The sequence below is a fragment of the Leifsonia sp. HAY1-4F genome (genome assembly GCF_056755275.1).
The window spans coordinates 24507-40217 of sequence record NZ_JBNDHX010000025.1 but is presented as its reverse complement, the minus strand read 5'-3'; the positions used below and the strand labels follow the sequence as shown (position 1 = coordinate 40217).

The 15711-nt window shown below is 69.9% G+C and carries 13 protein-coding genes and 1 pseudogene; 7 read left to right on the top strand and 7 right to left on the bottom strand.

Features of this window, described 5'->3' with window-relative positions:
- Positions 1 to 163, bottom strand: a pseudogene (locus ACPYOG_RS07410) (MOSC domain-containing protein); the annotation flags it as partial.
- 115 nt (positions 164 to 278) lie between these two features.
- Between ACPYOG_RS07410 and ACPYOG_RS07405 the strand changes: the two are divergent.
- The 4 genes from ACPYOG_RS07405 to ACPYOG_RS07390 all read left to right on the top strand — a co-directional run bounded on the left by ACPYOG_RS07405 (position 279) and on the right by ACPYOG_RS07390 (position 3471).
- A complete protein-coding gene (locus ACPYOG_RS07405; protein WP_090035292.1) occupies positions 279 to 716 on the top strand; it encodes an Lrp/AsnC family transcriptional regulator in 438 nt (145 codons plus the stop codon).
- A 58-nt stretch (positions 717 to 774) separates the two neighbouring features.
- Positions 775 to 1215 carry an SRPBCC family protein gene (locus ACPYOG_RS07400; RefSeq protein WP_481293594.1) on the top strand — a complete coding sequence of 147 codons (441 nt, stop codon included), beginning with the start codon at positions 775 to 777 and terminating at the stop codon, positions 1213 to 1215.
- 88 nt (positions 1216 to 1303) lie between these two features.
- Positions 1304 to 2050: a response regulator transcription factor gene (locus ACPYOG_RS07395; RefSeq protein WP_481293593.1), complete on the top strand. Its 747-nt coding sequence runs from the start codon at positions 1304 to 1306 to the stop codon at positions 2048 to 2050.
- Positions 2047 to 3471: a sensor histidine kinase gene (locus ACPYOG_RS07390; RefSeq protein WP_481293592.1), complete on the top strand. Its 1425-nt coding sequence runs from the start codon at positions 2047 to 2049 to the stop codon at positions 3469 to 3471. Before ACPYOG_RS07395 ends, ACPYOG_RS07390 begins: the two co-directional genes overlap by 4 nt.
- A gap of 15 nt (positions 3472 to 3486) precedes the next feature.
- Here the strand turns inward: ACPYOG_RS07390 and ACPYOG_RS07385 are convergent, their stop codons facing one another.
- Positions 3487 to 4329: an aldo/keto reductase gene (locus tag ACPYOG_RS07385; RefSeq protein ID WP_481293591.1), complete on the bottom strand. Its 843-nt coding sequence runs from the start codon at positions 4327 to 4329 to the stop codon at positions 3487 to 3489.
- Between the two features lie 33 nt (positions 4330 to 4362).
- Complete coding sequence (locus ACPYOG_RS07380; RefSeq protein WP_481293590.1) at positions 4363 to 8040, bottom strand: proline dehydrogenase family protein; 3678 nt, start codon at positions 8038 to 8040, stop codon at positions 4363 to 4365.
- A 77-nt stretch (positions 8041 to 8117) separates the two neighbouring features.
- On the opposite strand from ACPYOG_RS07380, the gene ACPYOG_RS07375 reads away from it, so the two are divergent.
- On the top strand, positions 8118 to 9707 hold the full coding sequence (locus ACPYOG_RS07375; protein ID WP_481293589.1) for a phytoene desaturase family protein: 1590 nt from the start codon (positions 8118 to 8120) through the stop codon (positions 9705 to 9707).
- Positions 9708 to 9792: 85 nt separating this feature from the next.
- Positions 9793 to 10347 (top strand): SRPBCC domain-containing protein, encoded by a 555-nt coding sequence (locus ACPYOG_RS07370; RefSeq protein WP_481293588.1) that lies wholly within the window; start codon positions 9793 to 9795, stop codon positions 10345 to 10347.
- A 42-nt stretch (positions 10348 to 10389) separates the two neighbouring features.
- Here the strand turns inward: ACPYOG_RS07370 and ACPYOG_RS07365 are convergent, their stop codons facing one another.
- Entirely contained in the window at positions 10390 to 11391 is a 1002-nt protein-coding gene (locus ACPYOG_RS07365) for a DNA-3-methyladenine glycosylase family protein (RefSeq protein WP_481293587.1), read from the bottom strand.
- Positions 11392 to 11471: 80 nt separating this feature from the next.
- On the opposite strand from ACPYOG_RS07365, the gene ACPYOG_RS07360 reads away from it, so the two are divergent.
- On the top strand, positions 11472 to 12842 hold the full coding sequence (locus ACPYOG_RS07360) for an FAD-binding oxidoreductase (RefSeq protein WP_481293586.1): 1371 nt from the start codon (positions 11472 to 11474) through the stop codon (positions 12840 to 12842).
- A 30-nt stretch (positions 12843 to 12872) separates the two neighbouring features.
- Here the strand turns inward: ACPYOG_RS07360 and ACPYOG_RS07355 are convergent, their stop codons facing one another.
- The 3 genes from ACPYOG_RS07355 to ACPYOG_RS07345 form a co-directional block, all read right to left on the bottom strand.
- Positions 12873 to 13424 carry an acyl-CoA thioesterase gene (locus ACPYOG_RS07355; protein WP_481293585.1) on the bottom strand — a complete coding sequence of 184 codons (552 nt, stop codon included), beginning with the start codon at positions 13422 to 13424 and terminating at the stop codon, positions 12873 to 12875.
- A gap of 137 nt (positions 13425 to 13561) precedes the next feature.
- Complete coding sequence (gene menD / locus ACPYOG_RS07350; RefSeq protein ID WP_481293584.1) at positions 13562 to 15358, bottom strand: 2-succinyl-5-enolpyruvyl-6-hydroxy-3-cyclohexene-1-carboxylic-acid synthase; 1797 nt, start codon at positions 15356 to 15358, stop codon at positions 13562 to 13564.
- Positions 15351 to 15707 (bottom strand): PLD nuclease N-terminal domain-containing protein, encoded by a 357-nt coding sequence (locus ACPYOG_RS07345; RefSeq protein ID WP_481293583.1) that lies wholly within the window; start codon positions 15705 to 15707, stop codon positions 15351 to 15353. The genes menD and ACPYOG_RS07345 overlap by 8 nt, the downstream gene beginning before the upstream one ends.
- Positions 15708 to 15711 lie beyond the last annotated feature (4 nt).

Below are 15711 nucleotides of genomic sequence, written 5' to 3'. Positions count from 1 at the left end.
CGCCTCCGTGGTGCGTACGGTCGGCCTGGACATCGCCGCGCACTCCGAGCGGGCGAACTCGCAGCCGTTCCAGTACCGGCCGCTTATCGATGGCCGTCACGCCGGTCGAGCCCGAATCGGGAAGCAACTGCGCGACCCGGCACACCGCGAGAATCTCAGCCATGCGGTCAGTATCCCAGAGGCACCGATCCGTACCGAGGCGCGCGCTTCCTGCACTGCGCGCACATTAAGGTCGCTTCTCTCACCAGGACGCAACGATTCACCATAAACTCAGGCCCGTGGACAACCTCGATCGCAGCATCCTCGACCTGCTCCGCCAGAACGCGCGCGCGGGCTACGGCGACATCGGCTCAGTGGTGGGCCTGTCGGCCTCCGCCGTGAAGCGACGCGTGGACCGCCTGGTCGCCGATGGAGTGATCCGTGGCTTCACCATCCAGGTCGACCCGGCGATCGACGGCATGAGCACCGAAGCCTACGTCGAGCTGTTCTGCCGCGGCACCGTGTCGCCGGAGGAGCTGCTGCGCATCCTGTCCGCCGTTCCGGAGGTGGTGGACGCCGGGACCGTCACGGGAAGCGCCGACGCCATCGTCCACATCCGCTCCCGCGACATCCCGAGCCTGGAGGCGGCGCTCGAGAAAGTGCGGCTGGCGCCGAACGTGGACCACACGCGCAGCGCGATCGTACTGTCGCGCCTGATCAACCGCGGCAACCTCTGAGCGCTCCGGCGTCGCAAATCTTCAAGAGATCCGCCGAACGAGGGATGAGACTGGCCGCATGACCACCACCGCACGAGCCGACATCCATATCGACGCCTCCCGCGAGCGCCTCTGGGAGGCCCTCACCGACCCCGACCAGATCGAGAAGTACCTGTTCGGAAGCCGGGTCTCGACGGACTGGAAGCCGGGCAGCCCGATCGTCTACCGCGGCGACTGGGAGGGCAAGCCGTACGAGGACAAGGGGACCATCCTCGAGGTCGTCCCCGGCGAGCGCCTCGTCAGCAGCTACTTCAGTCCGCTGAGCGGCAAGCCGGATGCGCCCGAGAGCTACGTGACGCTGACGTACGCCCTCTCCGACGAACCCGAGGGCGGCGAGGGTCCCGGCACCCGGGTGACCTTCACGCAGGACGGCTGCGCCGACGACGCGGAAGCGGAGCGTCTCAGCGGCAACTGGCGGATGGTCCTCGAGTCGCTGAAGTCCGTCGTCGAGGACGACTGACGGCGTTCTGCGAGAACATTCAGCCCGCGCTCAGCCTGCAGCGGTCCATCCCGAGCGGCAGCACGGTGAACAGTGGCACGATGGGCGCATGAAGCTGCTCGTTGTCGAAGACGATCCGGACATGGGAGGCCTCGTCCAGCGTGGCCTCGCGGCCGAGGGGTACGACGTCACACTCGTCACCAACGGTGTGGATGCGCTGATCGCCCTCCGCGGCGACAGCTACTCGGCTGCGGCGGTCGACGTCATGCTGCCCGGGATGAGCGGATTCGAGCTGTGCCGGCACATCCGCGAGGCGTCCAATCCGATGCCGATCCTGCTGCTGACGGCGCGGGATGCCATCGAGGACCGCGTCCACGGCCTCGACTCGGGCGCCGATGACTACCTGACGAAGCCGTTCGCCTTCGCCGAGCTCGCCGCCCGCGTGCGCGCCCTGCTGCGCCGCGAGCCCACCGGGATGCGACCCCAGGTGACGGTCGGCCGGCTCACGATCGACTCGCACGAGCACCAGGCGCTCGTCTCCGGTCACGAGATGCCGCTGAGCCGCCGGGAGTTCACCCTGCTGCGGCTGTTCGCCACCAACCCGGACAAGACGCTGTCACGTTCCGACATCCTCGAGTCGGTGTGGGGGACCACCGACAACATCGGCACGAACGTCATCGACCAGTACGTCTCCTACCTGCGCAAAAAGCTGGATGCGGCGGGCGCCGGGCTGTCGATCGTCACCGAGCGCGGCCGCGGCTACCGGTTGGACGCCCGCAACGCGGCCGACGGCAGGCGGTCCAGCGAGGGGACGGAGTCGGCGGCCAGCACGCACGACGCGGCCTCGATGCCGTGAGCTGGCTGCGGCGCCTGTCGATCACGGCGCGGATCACGATCGGGAGTCTGATCGTCGCCGCGCTGTTCGGACTGGTCGCCGTCGTCATCATCCGCATCGGGGTGTCATCCATCCTCCACAACGCCACCGTCACGCTGCTGAGCAACGATGTGGCTGCGCCCGCCCAGTCGCTGCTGACCAAGCCGACGGGGCCCTTCGATCTCCCCGGCGGGGGTCAGGAGCTCGCCATCGTCGATGCGCAGGGCTCCATCCTCTCGTCCACCATGCCGGACGGGCTGGAGGACCGCATCCACACGCTGATCCGGCTGGGCGCCGACCCCCACAGCGTCCAGGTGGGCGACGACCACTACCTCGTCCTCACCCGGAGCGTCGCGACCCCGAACGGCCTGATGCACGTCGTGGCGGCCCGCAACGACGAGACCACGGCGCTGATCCTGGACCGGCTGACGGCGGCGCTCCTGGCGGGAGCGGGCATCCTGATCTTCGCGTTCGGCGGCGCGTCCTGGCTCCTGGCGCGCACGGCGCTCCGACCGGTCAGCAGGATGCGCGAGCAGGCCGATCGCATCGCGGGTTCGACACCGGACGAACCCGGGCTGCTGCCGGTCGGGCCGGCGCAGGACGAGCTGTCCGAGCTCGCGACGACACTCAACGACCTGATCCTGCGGCTGCGGGCGTCGGCGGACCGCGAGCGGCAGATGGTGTCCGATGCCAGCCACGAGCTGCGCACCCCCTTGGCGGTCCTGCGGGGCCAGCTCGAGCTCGCGGAGTTGGATGCGGGGGATCCGGATGCGCTCCTGACCGACATCCGGTCGTCGCACACCACCGCGATCCGGCTGGCCCAGCTCGCGAACAACCTGCTGGAGCTGTCCCGGATCGAGGCCGGCCCGTCGAGCGGACGCATCGACTGGCGCACCCTCGTGGACGAGTTGACGGATGCCATCGACCGGGCACGGCTTCTCGTCAGCAGTGACGACGAGGCGGCGGGGATCTCCGTCGACTTCGAGTACGACCCGCGACGGCGGCCCGATCGGGGAGCGCGCGTCGCGCTGTCGCCCACGGACTTCGGCCGCATCCTGGACAACCTGCTGGGGAACGCGATCACGGCGATCCGCGCATCGGGCGATGAACGGCCGGAGGCCACCGTCACGGCATCGCTGGTCCTGACGCTCGACGAGAGCGGCGGAGAGGCCGCTGTTCTCACGGTGACCGACACGGGGCCGGGGATGCCGGAGGAGTTCATCCCCGTGGCGCTGGACCGGTTCACGCGGGCGGACGGGGCGCGCACCGGTCAGTCGGGTGGCGGCCTGGGGCTGGCGATCGTGGGCGCGCTCGCGGATGCGGCGGGGGGCCGTGTCGTCCTGGCGAACGGGCGGCCGTCCGGGCTGACCGTCAGGGTGACCCTGCCGATCCGCCGGGACTGAGGAGGCTCCCCTCGGTCAGTGACCGGTTCGGTCGGAGTCGACGCCGGCGTCGGGCCCTTCGTCGAGTCGGTCGAGCGCCGCCAGGTCCTCTGCATCCAGTTCGAAGTCGAAGACGGCGAGGTTCTCGGCCATGCGCTCCGGGTTCCGGGACTTCGGGATCGCGACCAGTCCGTTCTGGACGTGCCAGCGCAGGACGATCTGGCTCGGCGTCCGTCCGTGCTTCTCGGCCAGCCCGGCGAGCACTGGTTCGGCGAGGAGGTCGCCGCTGCCCCCGATGGGACTCCACGATTCGGTCACGATGCCGTGTTCGGTGTCATAAGCCCGCTGCTCGCGTCGTGGAATGGCCGGACTCAGCTGGATCTGGTTGACCGCCGGCACCACGCCCGTCTCCGCGATGATCCGATCGAGGTGGGCCGGTTTGAAGTTCGAGACGCCGATGGCGCGCGCCTTTCCCGTCTCGCGCAACCGGATGAACGTCTCCCAGGTCGACACGTACTGGTCGCGCTGCGGCAGCGGCCAGTGGATGAGCAGCAGGTCGACGTAGTCGAGGCCGAGCCTCTGGAGGCTGGCCTCGAGCCCGGAGACCGCACGGTCGTCGCCCTGGTAGACGCCGTCGAGCTTGGTGGTCACGAACCACTGGTCGCGCGGCACTCCGCTTGCTGACAGTCCGCGGCCGACTCCCACCTCGTTCCCGTACTTCACCGCCGTGTCGACGTGCCGGTAGCCGATCGCCGCGGCGGCCACGACCGCTTTCTCGACCTCCGCATCGTCGAGGGGCCACGTCCCCAGGCCGAGTTGAGGGATGCGGCCCCCGCCGTCGAGCGCGAGCGAAGGGATGGATGCGGTCCTGTCCGTCACGGTACGTGCCTTTCTCTTCGGGGCGAGCGTGCTCTAGATGACCCCGTCGGAGAGGTGACTGGGGTTGCCGAAGCGATGGTTGGTGATCGAAATGGCCTGCTCGCGGAGGAAGGTCAGCAGCTCGACCCTCCCGGACGGGGTGACCGGTCCGCTGTAGACCGCGACATCCGGGCTTCCGCCCAGAGCCGCGGCGAGCGCCCTCGAGTCTCCCCCGATGAGCCGGATCCGGTGGGCGCCGATCCGCCGAGCGCGGACCCTCGACAGCCAGTGCGCATCGGACTCGACGACGACCTCGACCTCGCGCTCCCGCAGCAGGGCCAGCGTGCCCCGCGGCAGCGCCACCGGGGTGCTGACCGTGAACGCCGACCGCGCCACCGTCCCCGCGGCCATCACGCGGAGGAGCTCCGGGAGGGAGCTGCCCTCGGACAGCCGTATCGCGACCGTAACGGGCCGGTAGCGGAACAGGTTCCGCTCGATGCCGAGCCCGGATACATCCTTCACCCGGTGGTATTCGGTGGCTACGGCGATCGCGTCGCTCAGAGCGGAGCGGCGGACCAGGTCGAACGACGGATAGTCCATGGACGCCTGCCCGGACTCGATGAGCTGGGACACCCGCGGCTCGAGTCCGCGCAGGTGCAGGCTGGAGCTCGAATGGCCGGCCTCCGGAACCCACGTCCCGAGGCCCAGCAGATAGTTCGGGCCGCCGGCTTTGGCTCCGGTCCCCGCGGACGACCGCTTCCAGCCGCCGAACGGCTGGCGCCGTACGATCGCTCCCGTGATGCCGCGATTCACATAGAGGTTCCCCGCCTCCACGGTGTCGAGCCACTGGGCGAGCTCGCCGGAATCCAGGGAATGCAGCCCGGCGGTCAGCCCGTACTCGACGGCGTTCTGGAACCGGATCGCCTCCTCCAGGTCCCGTGCCGTCATGACCCCGAGCACCGGGCCGAAGAACTCAGTGAGATGGAAGTAGGATCCGGGCTGCACCCCGGTCCGGACACCGGGCGACCAGAGCCGCCCGGTGTCGTCCAGACGCTTCGGTTCGACGAGCCACTCCTCGCCCGCCCCGAGGGTCGTGAGCGCGTGCAGCAGCTTTCCGGTCGCTGGCTCGATGAGCGGGCCCATCTGGCTGGCCGGATCCTGCGGATAGCCGACCCGGAGGGTCGTCGTCGCATCCACGAGCTGGCTTCGGAACCGGTCGGACGTGGCCACCGAACCGACGAGGATGAGGAGGCTCGCGGCCGAGCACTTCTGGCCGGCATGTCCGAAGGCACTCTTCACGATGTCCGCCACGGCGAGGTCGTAGTCGGCGCTCGGCGTCACGATGATCGCGTTCTTGCCGCTGGTCTCGGCATGCAGGGGCAGATCGGGCCGCCACGAGCGGAACAGCGTGGCGGTCTCGTACGAGCCGGTCAGGATCACCTGATCGACGCGAGGGTCGGAGATCAGCTGCCGGCCGAGTTCGTTCTCGGGAACGTCGGCCAGCACCAGCAGCTCTCGAGGGACCCCGGCCTCCCACAGCGCCTCCACCATCACAGCGGCGGAGCGCCGTGCCTGCGGTGCCGGCTTGATGACGACGCCGCTGCCGGCCGCCAGCGCCGCCAGCACGGACCCTGAGGGGATCGCGACCGGGAAGTTCCAGGGCGGCGCGACGACGGTGAGCGACGACGGAACGAATCGCGCGCCTTGCACGGTATCGAGCTCGCGCGCCTGTGACGCGTAGTAGTGCGCGAAGTCGACCGCTTCGCTGACCTCCGGGTCGGCTTCGCCGATCGTCTTGCCGGTCTCGGCGGCCATGACCTCGATCAGCCGGTCGCGATTCGCCTCCAGCGCGTGGCCTGCGCGGTCGAGGGTCGCCGCCCGGTCGTGACCGCTTCGCCGCCCCCACGCGACTCCGGCCCGCGAGACGCTCCCGAGAATGGCGTCGAGGCGGTCCGCGTCACTCACCCTCGCGGCGGCGATGGTGTCGACACCCAGGGTCGAGGTGGCGGAGCGCGCGAGAATGCGCCGTCCCCACGCGCGGTTCGCCGCCCGTGACGGGTCGGTGTCCGGCGCATTGCGGAAGACCTCCGCTTCCGGCGCTGCGGTCGCCGACGCAGCCGCTCCGGTCTCGGACCCGGATGCGGTCGGCGGTGGCAGCTCGATACCGTCCGACCCCCGGGTCAGCCCGAGGACGACACTCGTCAGGCCGTCGTCGGCGGGCGCCGACGTCTGGACCGCGGCCGGACGGGTGAACGGCCGCCCGGACGCCGCCTCCCACTCCCGTGTGCGGTCCTGCTGGCGGTGCGGCACGGGCGCCGCGCCTCGCGGGCCGGAGTCCGACTCCAGCTCGGCGACGGACGCCAGGAACCGCTCGCGCTCGCGGGCGAACAGTGCCGGATCGGAGCCCAGCCGATGGATCGCCGACATGAAGTTCTCGGGGCTGGCGTTCTCCTCGAGCCGACGGATGAGGTACGAGATGGCCACGTCGAACTCGCGCGGATCGACCACAGGTGTGTAGAGCAGGAGCTCGCCGACGGTGCGCTTCACCGCCTCGGCCTGGGCGGTCGCCATCCCCAGCAGCATTTCGAAGTCGATCCGCGACGTGACCCCGCGGCGCGATGCGAGCAGCCACGCATACGCGATATCGAACAGATTGTGGCCTGCGACGCCGATCTTCACCGCATCCACGTGCTCGGGCGTCAGCGCCCAGTCGAGGACGCGCTTGTAGTTCGCGTCGGTGGCCTGCTTGGTCCCGTACGTGGCGAGCGGCCAGCCGTGGATCGCCGTATCCACCCGCTCCATCGCGAGGTTCGCGCCTTTCACGAGACGGACCTTGACCGGGGCTCCCCCGGCTATGCGTCGCTGAGTCGCCCATTCGGTCAGGGACTGCAGGGCGTCGAGCGCATCCGGCAGGTATGCCTGGAGCACGATTCCCGCCTCCAGCCGGAGGAGCTCGGGCCGGCTGAGGATCGTCGTGAAGACAGCGACGGTGAGGTCGAGGTCGCGGTACTCCTCCATGTCGAGGTTGATGAACTTCGGGGTGGGCGACGTCGCAGCGTACTCGTAGAGCGGCGTCAGCCGCTCGACCACACGTTCGACGGTCTCGTCGAACGACCACATCGAGACCTGCGACACGATCGACGACACCTTGATGGACACGTAATCCACATCGTCACGGGCGAGCAGCGCTCGCGTCCCCTCCAGTCTGCGCAGCGCCTCCTTCTCGCCGAGCACGGCCTCCCCCAGGAGGTTGAGGTTGAGTCGCGCGCCGTGGCCCTGCGGGTCGCCGGGCGCCCGGAGCCGCGCGATCGCGGGCCCGAGCTTCTCCGGGGTGGCATCCACCACCAGGTGGCCGACCATGTCACGCAGCACGCGGCGTGCTATCGGGATCACCACCCACGGAAGCACGGGTCCGAAGGCGCCGCCCACCCAGATCGCCAGCCGCAGATACCAGGGCAGGAACGCAGGGATGCGTCTCGCGAGGCGCTGGAGGTTGTTCCCCGCGACGAAGACGTCCTGCGGACGGGCGACACCGTCGACGAACCCGACGGCGAAATCGAGACCGTGCGGATCGCTGAGAACACCGGCGAGCCGTTCCGCCGCCGGGTCCTGTCGGGGCGCGTGGCCGTCTCCGGCTCGCGCGCTCTCGGCGAGCCAACGCTGCACCAGCTCGACCGCCTCGTGAGCGATCTCTGCCGGCCGCACCGCGGTGTCATCCGTTCTGTCGACCATGATGACGACACTATTACCCGGCGCTGGGCGCTCCGGGAACCGTCCGGAGATTGTGGATAAGTCCTAGAGTCGAGTCCATGACCGACGGCCCCTCCTCCCCCTCCTCCGCGACCCACGACATCGTCATCGTCGGCGGAGGTCATAACGGCCTCACCGCGGCCGCGTACCTCGCGCGGGCCGGCAGGTCCGTCATCCTGCTCGAGCGGCTGGACGAGGTAGGAGGGGCGGCCGTCAGCGCCCAGGCATTCCCAGGTGTCGAAGCTCGGCTCTCCCGCTATTCCTATCTCGTGAGCCTGCTGCCACAGCGGATCGTCGAAGACCTCGGTCTCGACATCCGGTTCGCCCGGAGGCGCTACTCCTCGTATACGCCGGTTCCCGGCGATCCGGACGGCCGCGGGCTCCTGATCGACAACTCCGATCCGCAGGCGACGGAGGCATCCTTCGCAGGAATCGACGCAGCGGAGGACAGTGCCGGCTTCGCTTCGGTGTACGAGAGCACAGGAGAGCTGGCACGCGCCCTCTGGCCCACGCTGACCGAACCCCTGCTCACGCGTTCAGAGGCCCAGGCGCTGGTCGGGAACGACGAGGTGTGGCAGGCGATGATCGAGCGGCCGATCGGCGAGTTCATCCAGTCGCGACTCGCGAGCGACCTCGTCCGCGGCGTGGTCGCCACCGATGCCCTGATCGGCACGTTCGCAAGCCTGTCCGATCCCGGCCTCGACCAGAACCGGTGCTTCCTGTACCACGTGATCGGTCAGGGCACCGGCGAATGGGATGTTCCCATCGGCGGCATGGGCGCTGTCACCGGCGAGCTCGCCCGTGTCGCCCGCGAATCCGGCGCCCGCATCGTCACAGGAGCGGAGGTGACCCGGATCGACCCGGACGGAACCGTCGAATACCGGCGCAACGGCCACGAGCGACGCGTCGAAGGCCGCCACGTCCTGGTCAACGCGGCCCCGGAGATCCTCGACAAGCTGCTCGAGGAATCGCCGGAACCGCCACGAAGGAGGGCCGAGGGCGCACAGGTCAAGGTGAACCTGCTCCTCGAGCGACTGCCCCGGCTTCGGGACGCGGACCTCGACCCGAGGGCGGCATTCGGCGGGACCTTCCACATCAACGAGACCTACACGCAGCTGGAGGAGGCCTACTCCGGCATGACCAGGGGCGTGATGCCCGAGCTGTTCCCCTGCGAGATCTACTGCCATACGCTCGCCGACCCGAGCATCCTCGACCCTGAGCTCGCAGAATCGGGCGCCCACACCATCACCGTCTTCGGTCTGCACACCCCCGACCGCTGGCTCTCGGACGAGAACAACGATGCGACCAGGCAGAGGCTTCAGGATGCGGTGCTCGCCTCTCTGAACTCGGTTCTCGCCGAGCCTGTCGAAGGCCTTCTGATGCGCGACGCCGACGGGAACCCCTGCATCGAGACCAAGACGACGCGGGACCTGGAGCAGGCGCTGGCCATGCCGGGCGGGAACATCTTCCACGGGCCGCTCTCCTGGCCCTTCGTGGACGACGACGAGCCGCTCGCGACTCCTGCGCAGCGGTGGGGAGTCGCGACCCACCATCCGCGCATCCTGCTGTGCGGGGCCGGGGCCCGACGCGGCGGGGCGGTCAGCGGCCTCGGCGGGCACAACGCCGCCATGGCGATCCTCGAAGGATGAGAGCCCTCGAAGCGCGCCCCCTGCCTATTCCTTGCCGGCGTGACTAAGGTATGGATCACCAGAGGCTGAGCCGACGGAGGTCACCATGATGCCGCAGCCGACAGGAAGACTCGTCCGCAAGGACGACGGGGTCTACCTCGTCCTCGACCGGATGTTCAAGGCTCCCATCGAGGAGGTGTGGGCCTATTTCAGCCGTTCGCCGCGGTTGGCGGAATGGCTCGGGGAGTACAAGGGCACGGGTTCGACCGGCGCCGTGAAGTTCCGCATGACCGTGGACGGCGAGCCGGCCGAATGGCAGGACGTGTCCATCATGGAATGCACCGCGCCCCATCGCCTCCATGCCGACGTCGGGCCGGCCGGCACATCGCACCGGATGTTCGTGCATCTCACGGAGGCGAGTGGGCACACGGCGGTCACGTTCGGCCGTCGCCTGCGTTCGGTCGTCGGCGAGGCCGACGACGGCCCCCGCTGGGACTACTATCTCGACCGCCTGGTCGCCGCGCACGATCGCAAACCGATGCCCGACTGGCACAGCTATGGTCCAGTCATGCGGGAGCACTACCGTACCCTCTGCAGAGAACTCGACCGGGACCTCCGCTCGGAGCGCCTCGCGGCAGCGCGATCGGGAATCACCGAGTAGCCCGCGAGCAGCGACGACCGGGGCGACCGGACGTCACGCCGCTCAATGCGAGCGGTGGTCCTGCAGCGCCACCCGCGGCCCGCGCCGCTGAAAGCGGAACCCGCTCGCGAAGATGAGCCGGACCACGCGCTGCCGATGTCCCGCCCACGGCGCGAGCAGTTCGAGCATGCCGTCGTCGTCCACCCGTCGCCCGATGAGCGCCTCGCCGACCTGGTGCGCGAGGTGGTAGTCGCCGACGGAGACGAGGTCGGGGTGCCCGTGCGAGCGCTGAAGCGTCTCCGCCGCCGTCCACCTGCCGACGCCGGGAATCGTCTCGAGTGCGGACTCCGCCGCGTCGAGCGTTCCCGCCCTCCGAACGGCGCGCTCGAGGGAGGGGGCGACGGCCAGGACCGCCTGGATCGCACGCGCCCGTCGCGGGTCCACACCCGCCCGGTGCCACTCCCACGAGGGGATGCCCCGCCACTGCTCCAGTGTCGGCGCGACGCGCATCCCTTCGGGTGCCGGACCGGGAGCAGGCTCGCCGTACCACCGGAGCAGTCGCGACCATGACCGGTACGCCTCGATGCTGGTGACCCGCTGCTCGATGATCGCGGGGAGAAGCGCCTCCAGAATCAGCCCTGTCCTCGCCAGCCGGAGGCCAGGATTGCGCCGCCTGCTGTCCTCGAGCAGGGGATGACCTCTCACGTCCAGGTCCGACCAGTCATCGCTGCGCCCGAGCAGCTCCGGCACGCCGGCGATCGCCCACTCCGCCCCCGGTCCCCAGGCGAACGCTGCGACACCACCTTCCGCAGACGCAAGCTGCATGCGGAGCGTCGCCGCACCCGCCGGTGTCCGCCAGGTGCGCCAGACACCGCGCAGATCCCATGTCGTGGTCGGATCGTACGGGCCACGGCCCAGCTGGCCCAGGATGCTGCCCAGGTCCACCCGACCGGCGGGGCGATACACCGTCTCGGCGTCCGGGGCCGCAGCCAAGGCGACCGTCCCGGCTGCCGCGCTTGCCGCATCCGCCGCCGTGTCGCGGGGAGCGGGCAGCAGGGCGGTCATGCAGGAATGCTACGTCACCCCGCTGACGCCGGGGCCCCGGGTCTTCCCGGATGTCGGTGGGGTCCTTTACATTTTCTGCCATGGGAATCGAACTCGAATCGTCTGCGGTCGCGCGCCTGCGCGACTCCATCGCCGGCACCGTCTACCTCCGCGGGGAGGAGGGCCTCGCCGCCGAGGTCGCCTGCTTCAACACGGCGATCCGCCACGACCCCGACATCGTCGTCGCCGCGACGAGCGAGGGCGATGTCGCCGAGGCGGTGCGGTTCGCCCGCGCCGCCGCGCTCCCCGTTCGTGTCCAGGCCACCGGGCACGGCGCCGAGTCGCCCATCTCCGGAGGCATGATCGTGTCGACGCGTGGTCTCGACGGCCTGTCCATCGACGCCGAGGCCGGGCTGGCCCGCATCGGTGCCGGCGTGCGCTGGGCACCGGTCATCGTGGCCGCCGCTGAGCACGGACTCGCTCCCGTCACCGGCTCGTCGACGAGCGTCGGCGCGGTCGGTTACACCCTGGGCGGCGGAATCGGACCGCTCGCCCGCCGCTACGGCTTCACAGCGGACTGGGTGCGCGGCTTCCGCGTCGTCACGGCCGACGGCGCCATCCAAACGGCCGACGCCGGCACCAACCCCGAACTGTTCTGGGCGCTGCGCGGCGGCAAAGGCGGTCTCGCGATCGTCACCGAGATGACCCTCGAACTCATCCCCCTGCGCTCGCTCTACGGCGGGAGCGTCTTCTTCGAAGGCGGTGCGATCGAGCCCGCGCTCCGCGCCTGGGTGGACTGGTCGACGGAGCTGCCGGATGAGGCCACGACCTCGGTCGTCCTCCTCAGCATCCCCGATGTGGATGGGCCCCCGCCGCCCCTGCGCGGCCGTACCGTCCTCAGCGTCCGCTTCGCCTATCCAGGGGACGCGATCGAGGGCGAGAGCCTGTTCGCCCCGATTCGAAGCGCAGCACCGGTGTATCTGGACTTCGTGGCCGAGATGCCGACGACGGCGATCGCGAGCATCCACAACGATCCGGAGGAGGGCGCACCGAGCTGGATCCGCGGTTACATGCTCGACTCCTTCGATCAAGATGCTGTCGACGCACTCCTCGAACTCGCAGGACCGGGCTCCGGATCGCCCTTCCTCGCGGTCGAACTCCGCCAGCTCGGCGGGGCCACGGCACGCGACCCCGAAGACGGCACCTCTGTGGGAGGCCGCGACAGCGCGTTCACCCTCAGCCTGCTCGCCGCGAACCCGGCCACGTTCGCCGAGGCGGCACCCGATCGTGCGCGCGCGATCGCGAACGCCCTCCAGGACCAGATCTCCTCCGTCACGAATGTGAACCTCGCGGGCGACATCGCCGATCGGGCGGCATTCGAGAAGGTCTGGCCCCCGGCTGTCTTCGAGAGGCTGGAAGCGGTCCGGCGCGAATGGGACCCGGAGCGGGTCTTCGCCTTCGGGCCGGTCTGACCTACGGCGCGCTCCCCGACGCGCCCCGCTTCACTCGCTCCAGACGCTCGGCGCATCCACGCGGGTGGAGGGGAGCGCGGCGTCGGCTCCCCACTCGCGCAACCACTCCGGCACGGTGACGTCTGTCGGCGACGGGCCCACCGCCTCCAGCAACTCGTCGATCGTGACGACGCCACCGCTGCGCTTGAGGAAGCGCCCGCGGATGAAGGCCTGGGTGTAGATCTCGCCGTCGACCGTGAAGCGCTGTTCGACGTAGACGGCTTTCTCGTCGAAGCCGAGGATGCGCGACTCCACCACGAACGGCTGCCACAGCTCCAGCGACTTCCGGAAGGAGATCGTCTCCGACGCGACCACGGGATACCAACCGCGCTTCGCGAAGATCGCCCACACGCCGTTGCGCCGCAGCAGATCGAAGCGCCCGATATCCGCGATCGACAGGTACACCCCGTTGTTCATATGCCTCAGGATGTCGAGGTCGGTCGGCAGCACACGGAACCTGGTCCGCGCCACATCCCAGTGATCGAGCCGCGCGCCGAAGCGCGAGAGGATGGCATGGAGCATCGTCCGGAAGATCATGTGCACCCGATCATGGTAGTGATCCGCACGCGAATGGTCGCATGCGTTGTGCACTCTCTCCAAATAACGCGGAGGCCGAGTGGAGGCGTCTTGTGCGTTACGCATCAGGCGCCTGTCCGCCGGGGCGCCAGGGCGGCGGTCCCTCAGCGGGTGAGCGGGACCTCCAGCATGCTCACACCGGCGGGCGGCGCGGACAGCGCTTGGTCCAGTTCGCCCTTCGTGCGAGCGATGCTGTGATGCCAGCCATACGCCCGGGCGAGCGAGGCGAGATCGACCGACTGCGGCGTATACAGGACGCGATCGAACGTCTCCGCCGACGCGCTGCCCGCCACTTCCAGCCCGTCGAAGATCGTGCCTCCGCCGTCATTGCCGACGACCACCTGCAGGTGGGGATGACGTTCGCCCGCGCCGAGGAGCAGCGAGCCGGCGTCGTGCAGCACGGCCAGGTCGCCGAGAAGCACTCGGGTCACTCCACTCGGCATCCCGGCCTGCTCCGCCTCGGCCTGACTGGCGAGAGCGATGCCGGTGGCGGTCGCGATCGTGCCGTCGATCCCGGCGAGACCGCGGTTCGCGTGTACGACGATCTTCTTCCCCGGCACAATGCGATCGGCATCCCGGATGAGCCGGGAGGCGCCCAGGACCAGCCGATCATGCGGCCAGGTGTAGCGCCAGATCGTCTCCGCGAGCAGAGCCCGGGTGATCGGGGCGCGGATCGCCGCGAGTTCCGCGGTGGCGAAGGCGAGTGCGTCTGCCGGTTCGAACGAGCGCGCCTTCGCCACGTCCGGAGCCACCGCCGAAGGGTTCGCCAGCTGCTCCGCCTGCTCGGCGAGACGCCTGCTGGCGAACACCCACCGTCCGACCCAGCCGCGCACCTCCGGCGAACGCACATCGATTCCGTCGCCGACCCGCACGCCGCCGACGACGCGAGCACGGCGCCCCGGGTTGTAGGCCTGTGCACCGGTCGGAGCGACGACGATCACCTCCACGTCAGGGCGAGAGAGGAGGGCAGGGACCTCGCGGCTGAGCGTCGGATGCCCGAAGACGATCGCCCGCTCGACGGCGCCGCCGAAGGTGTCGTCGTGCAGCAGCTCACGGTAGGACGCGACCAGGCTCGGCCCGAAGCGCGCACCGCTCGATACCTCCGCCAGCAGCGGGAAGCCGCCCTCGCGGGCGAACTCCTCCGCGCGCGGACCGGCGTCGGCTCCGGCGACGACCACCGTCCGGCGTCCTCCGTCGATGGCGATGGTCTCACGCCCGAGAGCATCGGCGCCCGCCTGGGGCGGAAGACCGCTGACCACCGTCGCGGGAAACGGGGGGACCGCGACCGAGAGCGGTTCGCGGAACGCGACGTTCAGATGGACCGGTCCCGGATCCGCCGTCTCCGCTCCAACGGCGGATCGCACCGCCGCAAGCCCGAGCTCCGCCCCGCCGTTCCCTTCGGATCCGGACGCCTGCGCATCGACGTCGGCCGACCACCGCGCGGCCGCGCCGTACATCCCGTCCTGCTGGGTCGTCTGATTGGACCGGATGCCGCGCAACTCCTCCGGACGGTCGCCGGTCACGACGATCAGCGGTACTCCCGCCTCGTGCGCTTCGAGCACGGCGGGATGCACGTTCGCCGTCGCCGTTCCACTCGTGGTGATGACGACGGCCGGCGCCCCCGTCTCGCGCGCGAGGCCGAGGGCGAGGAAGCCCGCGGAGCGCTCGTCGATCCGGACATGCAGCCGGGCGGACCCCGACCTCTCGAGCTCCGCGGCGACCAGCGCGAGGGCTTGCGACCGCGAACCGGGGCTCACGACGAAGTCGCGGACTCCGTTCCGGACGAAGGCGGCCAGGAGCGCGATCGAGAAGTCGGTCGCCGGGTTGCCCGTGCGCACCCCTGCGACCGCGTCCGCAGCCCCCACCGTGTTGACTTCGCCCCGGTGTGGGCGGTCACCCATCCCGGCGGCCGGTCTGGTCGTTGTCGGGACCGTTGTCGTCGAGTTCGGCCAGTTCTTTCTCGAGCCGGCGGATGCGCTCCTCCTGGTCATGATCCAGGCGCAGCTTGCCGAGGAACGCAGGGTCGTCGTCGGGTGCCGTCACTCGACGCGCGAGGTCCGCCTTCCGGCGACCCCGACCGACCAGGAACCAGAGGATGCCGCCGACGATCGGGAAGAGGATGACCACGAGAACCCATACGGGCTTCGGGAGGCCACGCACTCGAGAACGGTCGAAGAGGGCGCAGTCGGCCACCGAATAGATATAGAACACCAGGGCTGCAACGCCGAGGGCTATCCAGAGGCGGACCATGGGT